Genomic DNA, 13769 nt, shown 5'->3' with positions numbered 1-13769 from the left:
CCCGGGGGGGGCCCCGGGGGGGGGGGGGGCCCCCCCCCCAACCCCTACCGTTCAACACACGGATGCGGTTCGCAATTGCTTATCGTTCAAGCTTGCGCTGACTGAACGCGTCGGCGGCAGAGCCGCCAACCCTACCGCTTATCCGTCCTGTCGACCATTAAACCCGGGAATTCCACGCTTCATCGGATGATGCTGGCGATCATCGGCGGGTGGACCTACAGTGAAGCCATCCGCACACTGAAAGGAATGCACCGCATGAAAACCACCACCCGCTTCCAAGCCTTCGTCACCGACGTCAAGGTCATGGGCCGCAGCTTCAGCCGCGCCGTCAACGCGGGCAGCCGCACCCTGGCCGCGCAGTCCTGGCCGGTCCTGCTGGCGGCCGCCATCGTGCTGGCCTGCATCCTGACCATCATCCCGCTGGCCGTGACCCTGTTCGTCGCCTTCCTGGTGTTCAAGTTCGTGGCCAACATGATCTTCGACCGCCGTCCGCATCCGGTCGAACACCGCAACGTGGAGTAAATCATGGCCGCCACCCAGATCAACCGCGCCCTGGATTTCGTGCGCGACGCCGTCGGCGAGGCCAGCGCCCTGTGGTGGCGCTTCTTCGACTGGCTGGCCATGGTCGAGTGGCGCCAGCTCTACCTGATCTGGTTCCTCGTCGTCGCCTTCGCCATCGTCTTGCGCATGGGCGAGCCGGCCACCTGGTTCATCCTGATCTCCTTCGCCATCAAGGTGCTGGCCGGCGGCAAGCGCCGCGCCGAGCTGGTGGCCAAGGAGGCGTCCGACAAGGCCAACGTGGCCACCCTGGAGCGGCGCCTGATGGAAGCCAAGATGGCGGCGCTCCAGGCCCAGGTCGAGCCCCACTTCCTGTTCAACACCCTGGCCCTGATCGGCCAGCTGATCGAGACCGATCCGAAGGAAGCGGCGCGGGTGCACGCCCACCTGGTGGAATACCTGCGCTCCTCGCTGCCGCAGATGCGCGCCGGCACCGGCGCCACCCTGGGCAAGCAGGTCGAGCTGTCGCGCGCCTATCTCGCCATCATGCAGGCGCGCATGAAGGAGCGGCTGGCGGTGCGCTGGGAAGTGCCCGATTTCCTCGGCAGCGCGCCCTTCCCGCCCATGATGCTGCAGACCCTGATCGAAAATGCGATCAAGCACGGGCTGGAGCCGAAGGTGGCGGGCGGCACGATCCTGGTGCGCGCCCAGGTGGTCGGCGCCATCCTGCACGTGGACGTCTGCGACGACGGCGTGGGCATGAACCTGCATGCAGGCGAAGGCGTGGGCCTGGCCAACATCCGCGAACGCCTGGCCCTGCTGTACGGCGCCCAGGCCGAGCTGGTGATCGAGATCCCGCCGGGCGGCGGCGCTTGCGCCTCGATCCGCCTGCCCTACCGGATGACGGAGGAAGGATGAAGGTGTTCGCATGAACCAGGCAGCGCCGACCGCCCTGATTGCCGACGACGAGGCGCCGATGCGCGACCAGCTGCGCATGCGCCTGCAGGAAGCCTGGCCGGAACTGCGCATCGTCGCCGAAGCGGCCAACGGCATGGAGGCGGTGGCCATGGCCGGCGTGCAGCAGCCGGACATCGCCTTCCTCGACATCCGCATGCCGGGCATGGGCGGCATCGACGCCGCCCGCCAGCTCTACAGCCGCTGCCACATCGTGTTCGTCACCGCCTACGACGAGTATGCGGTGGACGCCTTCGAGCAGGGCGCGATCGACTACTTGCTCAAGCCGGTGACCCACGAGCGCCTGGCCACCACCCGCGCGCGCCTCGGCAAGCGGCTGGCGCGCGCGCCGCAGGATATCGGCGCCCAGCTCGCCCACCTGGCGCAACTGGGCGGCATGCTGCGCGACAGCGCCGCGGCGCGTCCCAGCTACCTGCGCTGGATCCAGGCGCAAGTGGGCAGCAGCCTGCGCATGATCAGCACGCGCGAGGTGCTGTTCTTCCAGTCCGAGGACAAGTACACCCGGGTCCAGACCGCGACCGCCGAACTCCTGATCCGCAAGACGCTCAAGGAACTGGCGGACGAGCTCGACCCCGACGAGTTCTGGCGCATCCACCGCTCGACCCTGGTGCGGGTCGATGCGATCAGCGAAGTCACGCGCGACCTGCGCGGCCGCCAGATGCTGCGCCTGCGCGGCTGGCCGGGCGAACTGGAAATCAGCCGCAACCACAGCCATCTGTTCCAGCAGATGTAGCGGCGCCTACCCTTCAGCCGAACAGCCCCTCGTCCGATCCGTCGCCATCGAAGAAGCCGCCCAGGCTGTCCTCGTTGCTGTCCAGCAGGCCTTCCGAGGATGCGCCGATGTCCCCCAGGCCGGCCTGCTCCGCCAGCGCACTGCCCGACTGGTCGCCCAGCAGGCCGCCTCCCCCCTGATCGTTATCGGACAGCAAGTGCTGGCCGCCGCCGTGGTCGTGGAACAGGTTGTCCAGGCCATGGAACAGGAAGCTGCCCGCCGCCACGCCGGCCGCCGTCGCCGCCATCGTGCCCAGGAAGCCGCCGCCCCGCCCCATTGCGCCGGGAATGGCGTGCTGGTAGGACGGTGAATGGGCGTGCTGGTAATGCTGGGGCGCGTGCGCATGCTGGGAACGCCCGCGTCCCCACACATGGTCGAGGAAGCCGCCGCCGCGGCTTTGCTGGGCGGTATTCACCTGGTTTTCCAGCGCGGCGATACGGGCGCGGGCGCTGTCCAGGGCCTGCTCCATCAGCAGCGCGCGCTGCACCAGCAGGTAGGCCGCGTCGGGCTGCTGCTGGACCGCGCGCTGGATCAGGGCGTCGGCTTCCGGGTCTTTCTGGATACCGCGGGCCTGGACCAGCTGGCCCAGGAAATCGTGAAGCAACTGTGCATCGGATGGGCTCATGGTGGTGCTCCTCATCGAAGGACGTCGATAAGAAAGCATGTGGTGCACCTTGCGCCGAAATCAAGTTCGGCGAGGCGCCTGGGACGCCCGGGCTTCCTCCGCCCCCTCAGGCTTGCTATGCTAGCGGCCTGGCACTCACACTAGGGAAGAACAACATGGTTTCGCTGGCCGAACAGTTAATGAAGGCGGGCCTGGTCGACAAGAAGAAGGTCAAGCAGGTCAACCAGGACAAGAGCAAGCAGCAGAAGATCGAACGCCGCACCGGCGTCGAGGCGGTGAACGAAGCGCGCGAGGCGGCGCTGGAAACGCAGCGCAAGAACGCCGAGCGCGCGCGCGAGCTGAACGCCCAGCGCGACGCCGCCGCCACGCAGAAGGCCATCATGGCCCAGATCGTGCAAATGGTGCAGCAGAACAAGCAGCCGAAGACCAGGCACGGCAAGGACGACGTGCCCTACAACTTCACCTTCGGCACCCGGATCGAGCGCCTCTACGTGTCGCCGCAGGTGCAGGAACACCTGGTCGCCGGACGCCTGGTGATCGTCGGCATCAATGGCAGCTTCGAGCTGGTGCCGCGCGTGATCGCCGAGAAGATCGCCGAACGCGACGCCTCGCTGGTGGTGCAGGTCAAGAAGGCCAGCCAGCCGGTCGACGAGGACGATCCTTACGCCGCCTACAAGATCCCCGACGACCTGATGTGGTAAACGCCTGTCCCGGCAGCTGAGAGGCGCTCCTGGCGCGCTCAGCCGCGCCGGGCCGCCTCGATCTTCGCGACGTCGATTTTTCCCATCTCCATCATCGCTTCAAAGGCGCGCTTGGCCGCCGCCCGGTCGGGATCGGTGATCGCCTCGCTCAGCACGCGCGGGGTGATCTGCCACGAGATGCCCCACCTGTCCTTGCACCAGCCGCAGGCGCTCGCCTGCCCGCCGTTGCCGACGATCGCATTCCACAGGCGGTCGGTTTCCGCCTGGTCCTCGGTCGCCACCTGGAAGGAAAACGCTTCGTTGTGCTTGAAGCCCTCGCCGCCGTTCAGGCCCAGGCAGGGAATGCCCATCACCGTGAATTCCACCGTCAGCACTTCGCCTTCCTTGCCGGCGGGATAGTCACCCGGCGCGCGGTGCACCGCCGTGACTGTGGTATCGGGAAAGATGCTCGCGTAGAACTCGGCGGCTTCCTGGGCGTCCTTGTTGAACCAAAGACAGACCGTATTTTTGCTGATCATGGCAGGCTCCCTTGTTATTTGGCTGAATAAGCTTACTCCGGAGAGCGCAGCAGGTCTTCAACCGGAAGCAAGGGAGCCAGGCGCCGCGTCCTAAGGATTCAGGTCCCAGCCGCCGAAGGCGTTCGGGAGCTGCTCGGCGGCGGTGGTTTCGAACACGTCGCCCTTCAGGTTGGCGAGCACCACCGGCAGCGCATTGCCGCCCAGCTCCAGCACCACCTGGCGGCAGGCGCCGCAGGGAGCGATGGGGCCGTCGGTCTGGCCGATCACGGCCAGGGCCGCGAAGTCGCCCGGCTTGTAGCCGTGGGCGATGGCGCTGAAGAACGCGGTGCGCTCGGCGCAGTTGCACAGGCCATAGGAGGCGTTCTCGATGTTACAGCCGCGGAAGATGCGGCCGTCCTTGCACTCCAGCGCGGCCCCGACCTGGAACTTCGAGTACGGGGCGTAGGCCAGCTCGCGCGCGGCGCGCGCTTCCTCGATGAGTTTGGCGTATTTCATATTAAGGACGGATGGTACGGTAGATCATCGGTTCAGCGGCGGGCTTCTCCGCGCCGATCCGGTAGGCCGCCTGCACCTGGCGCACCGCCAGTTCGGCGGCTTGCTGGGAACGGGCGTGGACCATGGCCAGCGGCTGGCCCACCTCGATCCGGTCGCCCAGTTCCACCAGGTTCGTCAGGCCGACGGCGAAGTCGATCGCATCCTGCGGACGCACGCGGCCGCCGCCCAGGGCAACCACGCTCAGGCCCAGGCCGCGGGTATCGGCGGCGACGGCGTAGCCGGCCTCCAGGGCCGGAACCGGCACGATCACCGGCGCGCTTTCCAGGTGCGCATCCGGATTCTCCATCAGGTCGGCCGGGCCGCCCAGGGCACTCACCATGCGCGCGAAGCGCTCGGCCGCTTCGCCCGAATCCAGGGCCGCCTGCAGCTTGGCGCAGGCTTCGGCTTCGGTAGCGGCGATGCCGGAAATGACCAGCATCTCGGCGCACAGGGCCATGGTCACTTCGTGCAGGCGCGCGGGGCGCGACTTGCCGGTCAGGTAGTCGATCGCGACGCGCACTTCGACGGCATTGCCGGCGGCGTGGCAGAGCGATTCGTTCATGCCGGTCAGGATGGCCGAGGTGCGGGTGCCCGCACCGTTGCCGACGTGGACGATGCTCTCGGCCAGCTCCACCGACTTCTCGTAGGTTGGCATGAAGGCGCCGCTGCCAACCTTGACGTCCATGACCAGGGCGTCCAGGCCCGCGGCCAGCTTCTTGGACAGGATCGAGCCGGTGATCATGGCCACCGATTCGACGGTCGCCGTGGTGTCGCGGATGCTGTAGAAGCGCTTGTCGGCCGGCGCCAGCTGGGCGGTCTGGCCGATGATGGCCACGCCGACGTCCTTGACCACCTGGCGGAATGTATCGGGGTCCGGCACGGTGCTGTAGCCGGGGATGGAGTCGAACTTGTCCAGGGTGCCGCCGGTGTGGCCCAGGCCGCGGCCCGAGATCATCGGCACGTAACCGCCGCAGGCGGCGATCATCGGCCCCAGCATCAGCGAGACCACGTCGCCGACACCGCCGGTCGAGTGTTTGTCGACCACGGGGCCGGGCAGGTTCAGGGATTTCCATTCCATGACCTGGCCGGAATCGCGCATCGCCAGGGTGAAGGCCACGCGCTCGTCCATCGTCATGTCGTTGAAGTAGACGGCCATCGCCAGGGCGGCGATCTGGCCTTCGGTGACGCTGCCGTCAGGGATGCCGCGGACAAAGAACTGGATTTCCTCGGCGCTCAGGGCGCCGCCGTCGCGTTTTTTGCGGACGATTTCTTGGGGGAGGAACATGATGCTTCCCTTATCGAATAATGTTGGCGCGTTTTCGCGCGTTATCTTTAAAACGTCATTCCCGCGAAGGCGGGAACCCAAGTTCAGCTAGCATGACGCAAACAAACTTGGGTTCCCGCCTGCGCGGGAATGACGGTGTGCTGGGGTTCCGTGTCGCTTCTTATACGCCGTACGGAATCCACACGTTCTTGACCTGCGTCGCGTGCTGCAGCACCGCGCGGCCGGCCGCCTGCTTGGCGTCGAACCAGTCACGGCCCTTGCCGCCGCCGGTCCAGGTGCGCTTGAGCGAATCTGCCGACAGGCGTTCCACTTCGGCGCAGCCTTCGGCATCGCCGTCGTGGCGCCACACGGCGTCCACGTCGGCGTGCGAGGCCAGGGTGCGCGCCAGCTCGGAGCTGGAGCCGGTCACGATGTTGAGCGCGCCGCCCGGCAGGTCCGAGGTGTCCAGCACCTGGTACAAATCAAGCGCGGACAGCGGCGAGGCTTCCGACGGCACCGCGATCACGCGGTTGCCGAGCGCCAGGGCCGGGGCGACCAGCGAGATGAAGCCCAGCAGCGGGTTCTCGTTCGGGCAGATGATGCCGATCACGCCGACCGGCTCGTTCAGGGCCACGGTGATGCCGTGCATCGGCGGCTGGTGGGCCGCGCCGTCGTACTTGTCGCACCATGCCGCCCAGGTGAACAGGCGCTCGATCGATGCCTGCACTTCGCGCTCGGCGTTGCGGCTGCCGGTCTGCGCCGCGATGCGGGCCGCGAATTCGTCGGCGCGGATCGCCAGGTTCTCGGCGATGTAGTACAGCACCTGCGCGCGGTTGTGCGCGGTGGCCTTGGACCAGCCGGCCGCCTTGTGCGCCGCTTCCACCGCGTTGCGGATGTCCTTGCGGTTGCCCTCGCCCACGTCGGCCAGGAAGGCGCCGTTGGCGCCATGGATGGCGCGGCTGTAGGCGCCGTCGGGTCTGGCCTGCTTGCCGCCGATGTAGAGCTTGGCGGTGCGGTCCACGGCGAACGGGCTGTCATTGTCGGCCGGCTTGACCTTGCCCTTTTCCACGGCCAGCGGAGCGCTTGGACGCGCGTCTTCCGACAGCGGGGTCAGGTATTCGTACATGCCTTCCTTGCCGCCTTCGCGGCCATAGCCCGATTCCTTGTAGCCGCCGAAGCCGCACGCGGCGTCGAACTGGTTGGCGGTGTTGATCCACACCACGCCGGCCTTGATCTGCGGCGCCACGTCCAGCGCCAGCGAGATCGATTCCGACCACACGCAGGCAGCCAGGCCGTAGACGGTGTTGTTGGCCAGCTGGACCGCCTCGCCTGGCGTGCGGAAGCTCATCGCCACCAGCACCGGGCCGAAGATCTCGGCCTGGGCCACGGCGGCCGAGGTCGAGGCGCCGGTGATCAGGGTCGGCAGGTACCACGAGCCGCTGGTCGGCGCTTCGCAGGCCGGCTGCCACACTTCGCAGCCTTCCGCACGGGCCGATTCCACCAGGCCGTGGATGCGCTGCTGCTGGACCGGATCCACCAGCGCGCCGATGTCGTTGGATTTATCGAGCGGCGAGCCGACGCGCAGGTTCTGCATGCGCAGCTTGACCTTGGCGATGAACTTCTCGTACACCGATTCCTGCACCAGCAGGCGCGAACCGGCGCAGCAGACCTGGCCCTGGTTGAACCAGATCGAGTCGACCAGGCCTTCGACGGCGGCGTCCAGGTCCGCGTCCTCGAACACGATGAAGGGCGACTTGCCGCCCAGTTCCAGCGACAGCTTCTTGCCGCTGCCCGCGGTGGCCTTGCGGATCAGGCGGCCGACTTCGGTCGAGCCGGTGAAGGCCAGCTTGTCGATGCCCGGGTGGTTGACGATGGCTTCGCCCACGCGGCCGTCGCCGGTCACGATGTTCACGACGCCCGCCGGCACGCCGGCGCGCTGGCAGATCTCGGCGAACAGCAGCGCGGTCAGCGGGGTGTACTCGGCCGGCTTGAACACCACGGTGTTACCGGCGGCCAGCGCCGGGGCGATCTTCCATGCCAGCATCAGGAGCGGGAAGTTCCAGGGCACGATCTGGCCGACCACGCCCACGGCGCGGTAGTCGGCGAATTCTTCCGACTGCAGCTGGGCCCAGCCTGCGTGGTGGTAGAAGTGGCGCGCGGCCAGCGGCAGGTCTGCATCGCGGGTTTCGCGGATGGTCTTGCCGTTGTCCAGGGTCTCGAGCACCGCGAACAGGCGCGAGTGCTTCTGCAGCAGGCGCGCCAGCGAATACATGATCTTGGCGCGGCCATGGCCGCCCAGGGCCACCCAGCCCGGCTGGGCGCGGCGCGCGGCTTCCACGGCGCGCTCGACGTCCGCTTGCGTCGCCTGGGTCACTTGCGCCAGTTCCTTGCCGTCGGCCGGGTTGTTGGTGGCAAAGGTCTCGGCTGCCTCGGTCCAGGCGTTGTCGATGAACAGTCCGAAACGGCGTCCATGCTGGTCCAGCCACGCAATCGCTTCCTTGGTGCTTTCTGGTGCGGGGCCGTAATCCATGGTCTGAAGAATCTCTTTAATAGTTGGCATGACGAATCCGTTGGATGTTTAAGGTTGCGCGTGGCGATGGGCAGCCGAGTAGTTGCCGGTGACGTAGTGCTCGAGCTGGCGCTCGATGTCGGTCAGCAGGCTGGATGCGCCAATGCGGAACAGGTGCGGCTGCAGCCACTCGTTGCCCAGCTCTTCCTTCATCACGGTCAGGTATTGCAGCGCCGACTTGGCGGTCGAGACGCCGCCGGCCGGCTTGTAGCCGACCATGTAGCCGGTCTGCTCGTAGTAGTCGCGGATCGCGCGCACCATGACCAGCGACACCGGGATGGTGGCGTTGACGCCTTCCTTGCCGGTCGAGGTCTTGATGAAGTCGGCGCCGGCCATCATGCAGACCCACGAAGCCTTGGCCACGTTTTCCAGGGTCACCAGGTCGCCGGTGGCGAGGATCGCCTTCACGTGCGCTTCGCCGCAGGCCTGGCGGTAGGCCAGCATCTCGTCGTACAGGGCTTGCCAGTTGCCGGTCAACACATGCTGGCGGGTGATCACGATGTCGATCTCGGTCGCGCCGGCGGCCACCGACAGCTCGATCTCGCGGAGCTTGGTTTCCAGGCTGGACAGGCCGGCCGGGAAGGCGGTCGAGACCGCGGCGATCGGCAGGCGGCCCTGCAGCACCTTGACGGCCGGCTGGATCATCTCGTGGTACACGCAGACCGCGCCGGTGCTCAGGGACTCCAGCCCCAAGGCCTGCATCAGGTCGGTGCGGATCGGACGCATGGCCTTCATGCACAGGCGCTCGACGCGGCCCGGGGTGTCGTCGCCCGACAGGGTGGTCAGGTCCATGCACTCGATCGCGCGGATCAGCCAGGCAGCCTGGTATTCCTTCTTGACCGTGCGTCGGTTGGCCAGGCTGGCGGCGCGGCGGTCGGCCGCATTGCGGTTGACCTTGAGACCATTGACCAGGCCCAGGTCCAGGCCGACGGCGATGTTACGTTTGAAATCCAGGGGCTGGGTCATAGCAGTGCGGTTCCGTTCGAAAGTGGTTTGACGCCGAGGTGCTTGGCGAGCGTGGCGCCGATGTCGGAGAAGGTGGACGCGGTCGGCAGTTCCTGGGCCTTCACGGCGGGGCCGAAGAAGATCATCGGGATGTGCTCGCGGGTGTGGTCCGAGCCCGGCGCGGTCGGGTCGCAGCCGTGGTCGGCGGTGATCACGACCATGTCGCCTTCCTTCAGCTTGGCGATGAATTCCGGCAGGCGCGCGTCCAGCTCGTGCAGCGCGTTCGAGTAGCCGGCGACATCGCGCCGGTGGCCGAAGTGCATGTCGAAGTCGACGAAGTTCACGAAGCTCAGGGACTTGTCCGGCGCGGTGTCGGCCACTTCGAGCAGGCGGTCGAACAGGGCCATGTTGTCCGGGCCCTTGATCAGCTGGGTCACGCCCTGGGCCGCGAAGATGTCGCTGATCTTGCCCAGCGCGATGACCTCGCCGCCGGCATCCTTGACGTGGTCGAGCAGGGTCGGCGCGGTGGGCGGCACGGCGTAGTCGTGGCGGTTGGCGGTGCGCTTGTACTTGCCGTTCTCGCCCAGGAAAGGACGGGCGATGACGCGGCCGATGTTGTAGGGCTTGACCAGCTCGTAGGCCGCTTCGCAGACTTCGTACAGGCGCTCGAGGCCGAAATGCTCTTCGTGCGCGGCGATCTGCAGCACCGAGTCGGCCGAGGTGTAGAGGATCGGCTTGCCGGTGGCGACGTGCTCGTCGCCCAGCTGGTCGATGATGGTGGTGCCCGAGGCGTGGCAGTTGCCCAGCCAGCCCGGCACGCCGGTGAGTTCCTGGAGCTTGTCGGTCAGCTCTTTCGGGAAGGACGGCACGGTCTTGGGGAAGTAGCCCCAGTCGAACAGCACCGGCACGCCGGCGATTTCCCAGTGGCCGCTCTGGGTGTCCTTGCCGGTCGACTGCTCGCGCGCGACGCCCCAGGCGCCGCTGAAGCCTTCGCGCAGCGCGAAGCCTGGGGCCCACTCGCCGCTGGCCTTGTGGCCGGCGGCCGCCAGGCCCAGGCGCTCCAGGTTCGGCAGCGACATCGGCTTGCCTTCTTTCGCAGCCCATTCGGCGATGTGGCCGAAGGTGTTGGCGCCCGTGTCGCCGTATTTGTCGGCGTCGGGCAGCGCGCCCAGGCCGAAGGAGTCAAGCAGGAGGATGAAAGCGCGTGACATGGTATCCCTCGCTAATCAAGTCAAATGAATCAGGCGTCTGCGCGCGGGCTCGCACCCAGGCGCTCGATGAAGGACTGGATCAGGGTGACCATGTCCTTGGCCGCGATGGCGGCGTACTTCAGGGTCTGCTCGTGCGACAGCGCGAACGGGCTCAGGCCCTCGGCCAGGTTGGTGATGGCCGAGACGGCGGCGACCTTCAGGCCGCAGTGGCGCGCGGCGATCACTTCCGGGATCAGCGACATGCCGACCACGTCCGCGCCGAGGGTGCGGAAGGCGCGGATCTCGGCGGCGGTCTCGAAGTGCGGACCGGCGGCGGCCAGGTAGACGCCTTCGTTCAGGGTGATGCCCTTCTCCGCCGCGACCGCCTTGACCATCTCGCGGGTGTCGGCATCGTAGGCGTTGGCCATGCTGAAGAAGCGCGGGCCGAAACGCTCGTCGTTCGGGCCGGCCATCGGGCTGCCCGGCAGGAAGTTGATGTGGTCGGTGATCGCCACCAGCGAGCCGGCGTCGGCTTCGACGCGCAGCGAACCGGCGGCATTGGTCACGAACAGCAGTTCGCAGCCGATCTGCTTCAGGGTGCGGATGGCCGAGGTCATCACGCCCGGGCCGTAGCCTTCGTAGAAGTGGCCGCGGCCCTTCATGCAGGCGACGTCGACGCCGCCCAGGGTGCCCAGCACCAGTTCGCCCGCGTGGCCGTGCACGGTGCTGATCGGGAAGCCCGGCAGGTCGGCGTAGCTGATCGCCACCGCGTCCGTCATCTGCTCGGCCAGCACGCCCAGGCCGGAACCGAGGATCAGCGCCACGCGCGGCGTAAAGCCCGGCTTGCGGGCGCGGATGATGTCGGCGGCTTCGAATGGGGTATTGCTGGACATGGATCTTCCTCGTTGTGCGGTATCGGGGGACTGTTGGGAGAGGCTGGGCGGCTTGCTGCTGCGGGGACGCCGGATAGCCGAATTGTATAACTATGCATGAGGCCGATTATGTATGGCAAATACCATTTTTCTTCCCGATTTATATGATGATGCAATAAATCATGCCCGCGGTGCTACCATGATCCGCAGATCCGATTGACAGCATCTAAACATTTATCTAGTATCGATAAACATTTGTTTAAATCGAACATCGTGAGCGACCTGCCCAAGAAAGAACAGCTGTACGAGCTGATCCGTACCAACCCCTTCATTTCGCAGCAGGACCTGGCTGCGCAACTGGGCCTGTCGCGCTCCGCCGTCGCCAATTACATCGCCACCCTGGTGCGCGAGCGCCGCATCCTGGGCCGCGCCTACGTGGTGCCGAATCGCCGTCCCATCGTCTGCGTCGGCGCCTCCAACCTCGACCGCAAGCTGCGCACCCTCGCCAAGCTTGCCATGGCCACCTCGAACCCCGCGCGCCAGGATGAATCCTTCGGCGGCGTGGCGCGCAACATCGCCGAGAACCTGGCCCGGCTCGGCACCCCGGTCGCGCTGGTCACGGCTGTCGGCAACGATGCCTCGGGCCGCGCCCTGCTGGCCCATGCGGAAGACGCCGGCATCGATACCCGCGCCGCCCTGCGCCTGGACGGGCATGCCACCGGCACCTACACGGCGGTGCTCGACCACGACGGCGACATGGCGGTGGCGCTGGCCGACATGGCCATCCACGACGAGATGACGCCCGCCTTCCTGGCCGCGCGCGCCCAGCAGCGCGGCGCCGCGGCGCTGGTCGTCGCGGACCTGAACCTGCCCCGGGAAAGCATCGCCGCCCTGGTCGAGGACGCCGCGCGCGACCGCGTGCCGCTGGTGCTGGTGGCGGTGTCGGAACCCAAGATGGCGCGCCTGCCGCGCAAGCTGGCCGGTGTGCGCCTCCTGATCCTGAATGTCGGCGAACTGGCGGCCCGGGTCGGCCGTCCGCTCGAGGGCGAGGACGAGATCGCCGCCGCCTGCATCGAAGTCCAGCGCGACGGCGTGCAGGACCTGGTCGTCACCCAGGGCGGCGCCGGCGTGTTCTATACCGGGCCCGGCGGCCTGGCGCACCTGACCGCGCCCGCGGCCCAGGTGGTCGACGTGACCGGCGCCGGCGACGCCTTCGCGGCCGCCGTCTGCTGGTCGCTGCACAGCGGCGACAACGGCCTGGCCCTGGCCTGCCGCCGCGGCCTGCAGCTCGCCGCCCTGACCATCGGCTGCGCCCAGACCGTCTATCCGCAGCTCGCCCCCGGCCATCTCGACGGCCTCCTTGAAGAACTCATCCTGGACTGATCATGCATTCCTTCCTTCTTTTCTCGCCCGAAGTCGCCAGCGCCCGCGCCGCCGGCAAGCCCATCGTCGCCCTGGAGTCGACCATCATCTCGCACGGCATGCCCTACCCGCAGAACGTGCACACCGCGCGCGACGTCGAGCAGGTGATCCGCGATGCCGGCGCGGTGCCGGCCACCATCGCCATCATTGGCGGCAAGATCTGCATCGGCCTGTCGGACGATCAGCTTGAACTGCTGGGTTCCTCGCCGGACGCGATCAAGGTCAGCCGCCGCGACCTGGCCTATGTGCTGTCCCAGGGCAAGCTGGGCGCCACCACCGTGGCCGCGACCATGATCTGCGCCCAGCTGGCCGGCATCGAAGTCTTCGTCACCGGCGGCATCGGCGGCGTGCACCGCGGCGCCGAGACCAGCTTCGACATCTCGGCCGACCTGCAGGAGCTGGCCCACACCAGCGTGGCCGTCGTGTGCGCGGGCGTGAAGTCGATCCTCGACATCGGCCTGACCCTCGAATACCTGGAAACCCACGGCGTGCCGGTGGTGAGCGTCGGCCAGCCCGGCTTCCCCGCCTTCTTCACCCGCGACAGCGGCTTCAAGGCCGACTTCCAGATCGACGCGCCGGAAGACCAGGCGGACTTCATCCGCACCAAGTGGCGGCTCGGCATGGCGGGCGGCGTCGTGGTCAGCAATCCGGTGCCGCTCGAGGCCGCGATGGAGCCCTACGAGATCGACGCCATCATCCAGCAAGCCCTGGGCGAAGCGGATGCGCGCGGCGTGAGCGGCAAGGCGGTCACGCCCTTCCTGCTGGGACGCATCAAGGAGTTGACGGGCGGGCGCAGCCTGGCCACGAACATCGCGCTGGTCAAGCACAACGCCCTGGTCGGTGCGCGCCTGGCATTGGCGCTGAATCAGACGGCCGCCTGATTG

At 67.4% G+C, this 13769-nt stretch carries 14 protein-coding genes; 6 read left to right on the top strand and 8 right to left on the bottom strand.

All coding sequences use genetic code 11. The annotated features are described in order from the left end of the window. The first annotated feature begins 255 nt into the window (after positions 1 to 255). Genes KBW98_RS03715 through KBW98_RS03705 form a run of 3 tightly spaced genes read left to right on the top strand, consistent with a single transcriptional unit; the run spans position 256 to position 2206 of the window. Positions 256 to 522, top strand: coding sequence for a hypothetical protein (locus KBW98_RS03715; RefSeq protein ID WP_211518778.1), 267 nt, complete (start codon positions 256 to 258; stop codon positions 520 to 522). Between the two features lie 3 nt (positions 523 to 525). Further along, positions 526 to 1416 carry a sensor histidine kinase gene (locus KBW98_RS03710; RefSeq protein ID WP_211518777.1) on the top strand — a complete coding sequence of 297 codons (891 nt, stop codon included), beginning with the start codon at positions 526 to 528 and terminating at the stop codon, positions 1414 to 1416. Positions 1417 to 1426: 10 nt separating this feature from the next. Further along, on the top strand, positions 1427 to 2206 hold the full coding sequence (locus tag KBW98_RS03705; RefSeq protein WP_211518776.1) for a LytTR family DNA-binding domain-containing protein: 780 nt from the start codon (positions 1427 to 1429) through the stop codon (positions 2204 to 2206). Positions 2207 to 2219: 13 nt separating this feature from the next. Here KBW98_RS03705 and KBW98_RS03700 read toward each other — a convergent pair whose 3' ends face one another. Further along, complete coding sequence (locus KBW98_RS03700; protein ID WP_211518775.1) at positions 2220 to 2870, bottom strand: DUF2076 family protein; 651 nt, start codon at positions 2868 to 2870, stop codon at positions 2220 to 2222. A gap of 155 nt (positions 2871 to 3025) precedes the next feature. Between KBW98_RS03700 and KBW98_RS03695 the strand changes: the two genes are divergently transcribed. Beyond that, the gene (locus KBW98_RS03695; RefSeq protein WP_211518773.1) at positions 3026 to 3571 is read left to right on the top strand and encodes a DUF2058 domain-containing protein; all 546 of its coding nucleotides are present in this window, start codon (positions 3026 to 3028) and stop codon (positions 3569 to 3571) included. Between the two features lie 38 nt (positions 3572 to 3609). Here KBW98_RS03695 and KBW98_RS03690 read toward each other — a convergent pair whose 3' ends face one another. The 7 genes from KBW98_RS03690 to xapA all read right to left on the bottom strand — a co-directional run bounded on the left by KBW98_RS03690 (position 3610) and on the right by xapA (position 11484). After that, on the bottom strand, positions 3610 to 4089 hold the full coding sequence (locus KBW98_RS03690) for a VOC family protein (protein ID WP_211518772.1): 480 nt from the start codon (positions 4087 to 4089) through the stop codon (positions 3610 to 3612). A 90-nt stretch (positions 4090 to 4179) separates the two neighbouring features. Beyond that, complete coding sequence (locus tag KBW98_RS03685; protein ID WP_211518770.1) at positions 4180 to 4584, bottom strand: cytidine deaminase; 405 nt, start codon at positions 4582 to 4584, stop codon at positions 4180 to 4182. A 1-nt stretch (position 4585) separates the two neighbouring features. Continuing rightward, complete coding sequence (gene deoA, locus KBW98_RS03680; RefSeq protein ID WP_211518768.1) at positions 4586 to 5908, bottom strand: thymidine phosphorylase; 1323 nt, start codon at positions 5906 to 5908, stop codon at positions 4586 to 4588. Between the two features lie 160 nt (positions 5909 to 6068). After that, positions 6069 to 8447 carry an aldehyde dehydrogenase family protein gene (locus KBW98_RS03675; RefSeq protein WP_373888897.1) on the bottom strand — a complete coding sequence of 793 codons (2379 nt, stop codon included), beginning with the start codon at positions 8445 to 8447 and terminating at the stop codon, positions 6069 to 6071. Positions 8448 to 8465: 18 nt separating this feature from the next. Then, positions 8466 to 9422, bottom strand: coding sequence for a deoxyribose-phosphate aldolase (gene deoC / locus KBW98_RS03670; RefSeq protein ID WP_211518767.1), 957 nt, complete (start codon positions 9420 to 9422; stop codon positions 8466 to 8468). Then, the gene (locus KBW98_RS03665; RefSeq protein WP_211518765.1) at positions 9419 to 10612 is read right to left on the bottom strand and encodes a phosphopentomutase; all 1194 of its coding nucleotides are present in this window, start codon (positions 10610 to 10612) and stop codon (positions 9419 to 9421) included. Before KBW98_RS03665 ends, deoC begins: the two co-directional genes overlap by 4 nt. 29 nt (positions 10613 to 10641) lie before the next feature. Next, positions 10642 to 11484: a xanthosine phosphorylase gene (gene xapA / locus KBW98_RS03660; RefSeq protein WP_211518763.1), complete on the bottom strand. Its 843-nt coding sequence runs from the start codon at positions 11482 to 11484 to the stop codon at positions 10642 to 10644. 252 nt (positions 11485 to 11736) lie between these two features. On the opposite strand from xapA, the gene KBW98_RS03655 reads away from it, so the two are divergent. Together KBW98_RS03655 and KBW98_RS03650 are read left to right on the top strand one after the other, a co-directional pair. Beyond that, positions 11737 to 12846 (top strand): carbohydrate kinase, encoded by a 1110-nt coding sequence (locus tag KBW98_RS03655; RefSeq protein ID WP_211518784.1) that lies wholly within the window; start codon positions 11737 to 11739, stop codon positions 12844 to 12846. Between the two features lie 2 nt (positions 12847 to 12848). Next, positions 12849 to 13766 carry a pseudouridine-5'-phosphate glycosidase gene (locus KBW98_RS03650; protein ID WP_211518761.1) on the top strand — a complete coding sequence of 306 codons (918 nt, stop codon included), beginning with the start codon at positions 12849 to 12851 and terminating at the stop codon, positions 13764 to 13766. The last annotated feature ends 3 nt before the right edge of the window (positions 13767 to 13769 follow it).

The organism is Massilia sp. ST3 (assembly GCF_018119405.1).
GTDB lineage: Bacteria > Pseudomonadota > Gammaproteobacteria > Burkholderiales > Burkholderiaceae_D > Telluria.
The sequence above is the reverse complement of the archived record's forward strand: the minus strand, read 5'-3'. Positions and strand labels throughout refer to the sequence as shown.

Excerpts from the sequence above, each read along its gene's own strand:
- KBW98_RS03685 (WP_211518770.1), bottom strand. The coding sequence starts at position 4,584 with ATGAAATACGCCAAACTCATCGAGGAAGCGCGCGCCGCGCGCGAGCTG.
- KBW98_RS03665 (WP_211518765.1), bottom strand. The coding sequence starts at position 10,612 with ATGTCACGCGCTTTCATCCTCCTGCTTGACTCCTTCGGCCTGGGCGCG.
- KBW98_RS03695 (WP_211518773.1), top strand. The coding sequence starts at position 3,026 with ATGGTTTCGCTGGCCGAACAGTTAATGAAGGCGGGCCTGGTCGACAAG.
- KBW98_RS03650 (WP_211518761.1), top strand. The coding sequence starts at position 12,849 with ATGCATTCCTTCCTTCTTTTCTCGCCCGAAGTCGCCAGCGCCCGCGCC.
- KBW98_RS03710 (WP_211518777.1), top strand. The coding sequence starts at position 526 with ATGGCCGCCACCCAGATCAACCGCGCCCTGGATTTCGTGCGCGACGCC.
- KBW98_RS03675 (WP_373888897.1), bottom strand. The coding sequence starts at position 8,447 with ATGCCAACTATTAAAGAGATTCTTCAGACCATGGATTACGGCCCCGCA.
- deoC (WP_211518767.1), bottom strand. The coding sequence starts at position 9,422 with ATGACCCAGCCCCTGGATTTCAAACGTAACATCGCCGTCGGCCTGGAC.
- KBW98_RS03690 (WP_211518772.1), bottom strand. The coding sequence starts at position 4,089 with ATGATCAGCAAAAATACGGTCTGTCTTTGGTTCAACAAGGACGCCCAG.
- KBW98_RS03715 (WP_211518778.1), top strand. The coding sequence starts at position 256 with ATGAAAACCACCACCCGCTTCCAAGCCTTCGTCACCGACGTCAAGGTC.
- xapA (WP_211518763.1), bottom strand. The coding sequence starts at position 11,484 with ATGTCCAGCAATACCCCATTCGAAGCCGCCGACATCATCCGCGCCCGC.
- KBW98_RS03700 (WP_211518775.1), bottom strand. The coding sequence starts at position 2,870 with ATGAGCCCATCCGATGCACAGTTGCTTCACGATTTCCTGGGCCAGCTG.
- deoA (WP_211518768.1), bottom strand. The coding sequence starts at position 5,908 with ATGTTCCTCCCCCAAGAAATCGTCCGCAAAAAACGCGACGGCGGCGCC.
- KBW98_RS03705 (WP_211518776.1), top strand. The coding sequence starts at position 1,427 with ATGAACCAGGCAGCGCCGACCGCCCTGATTGCCGACGACGAGGCGCCG.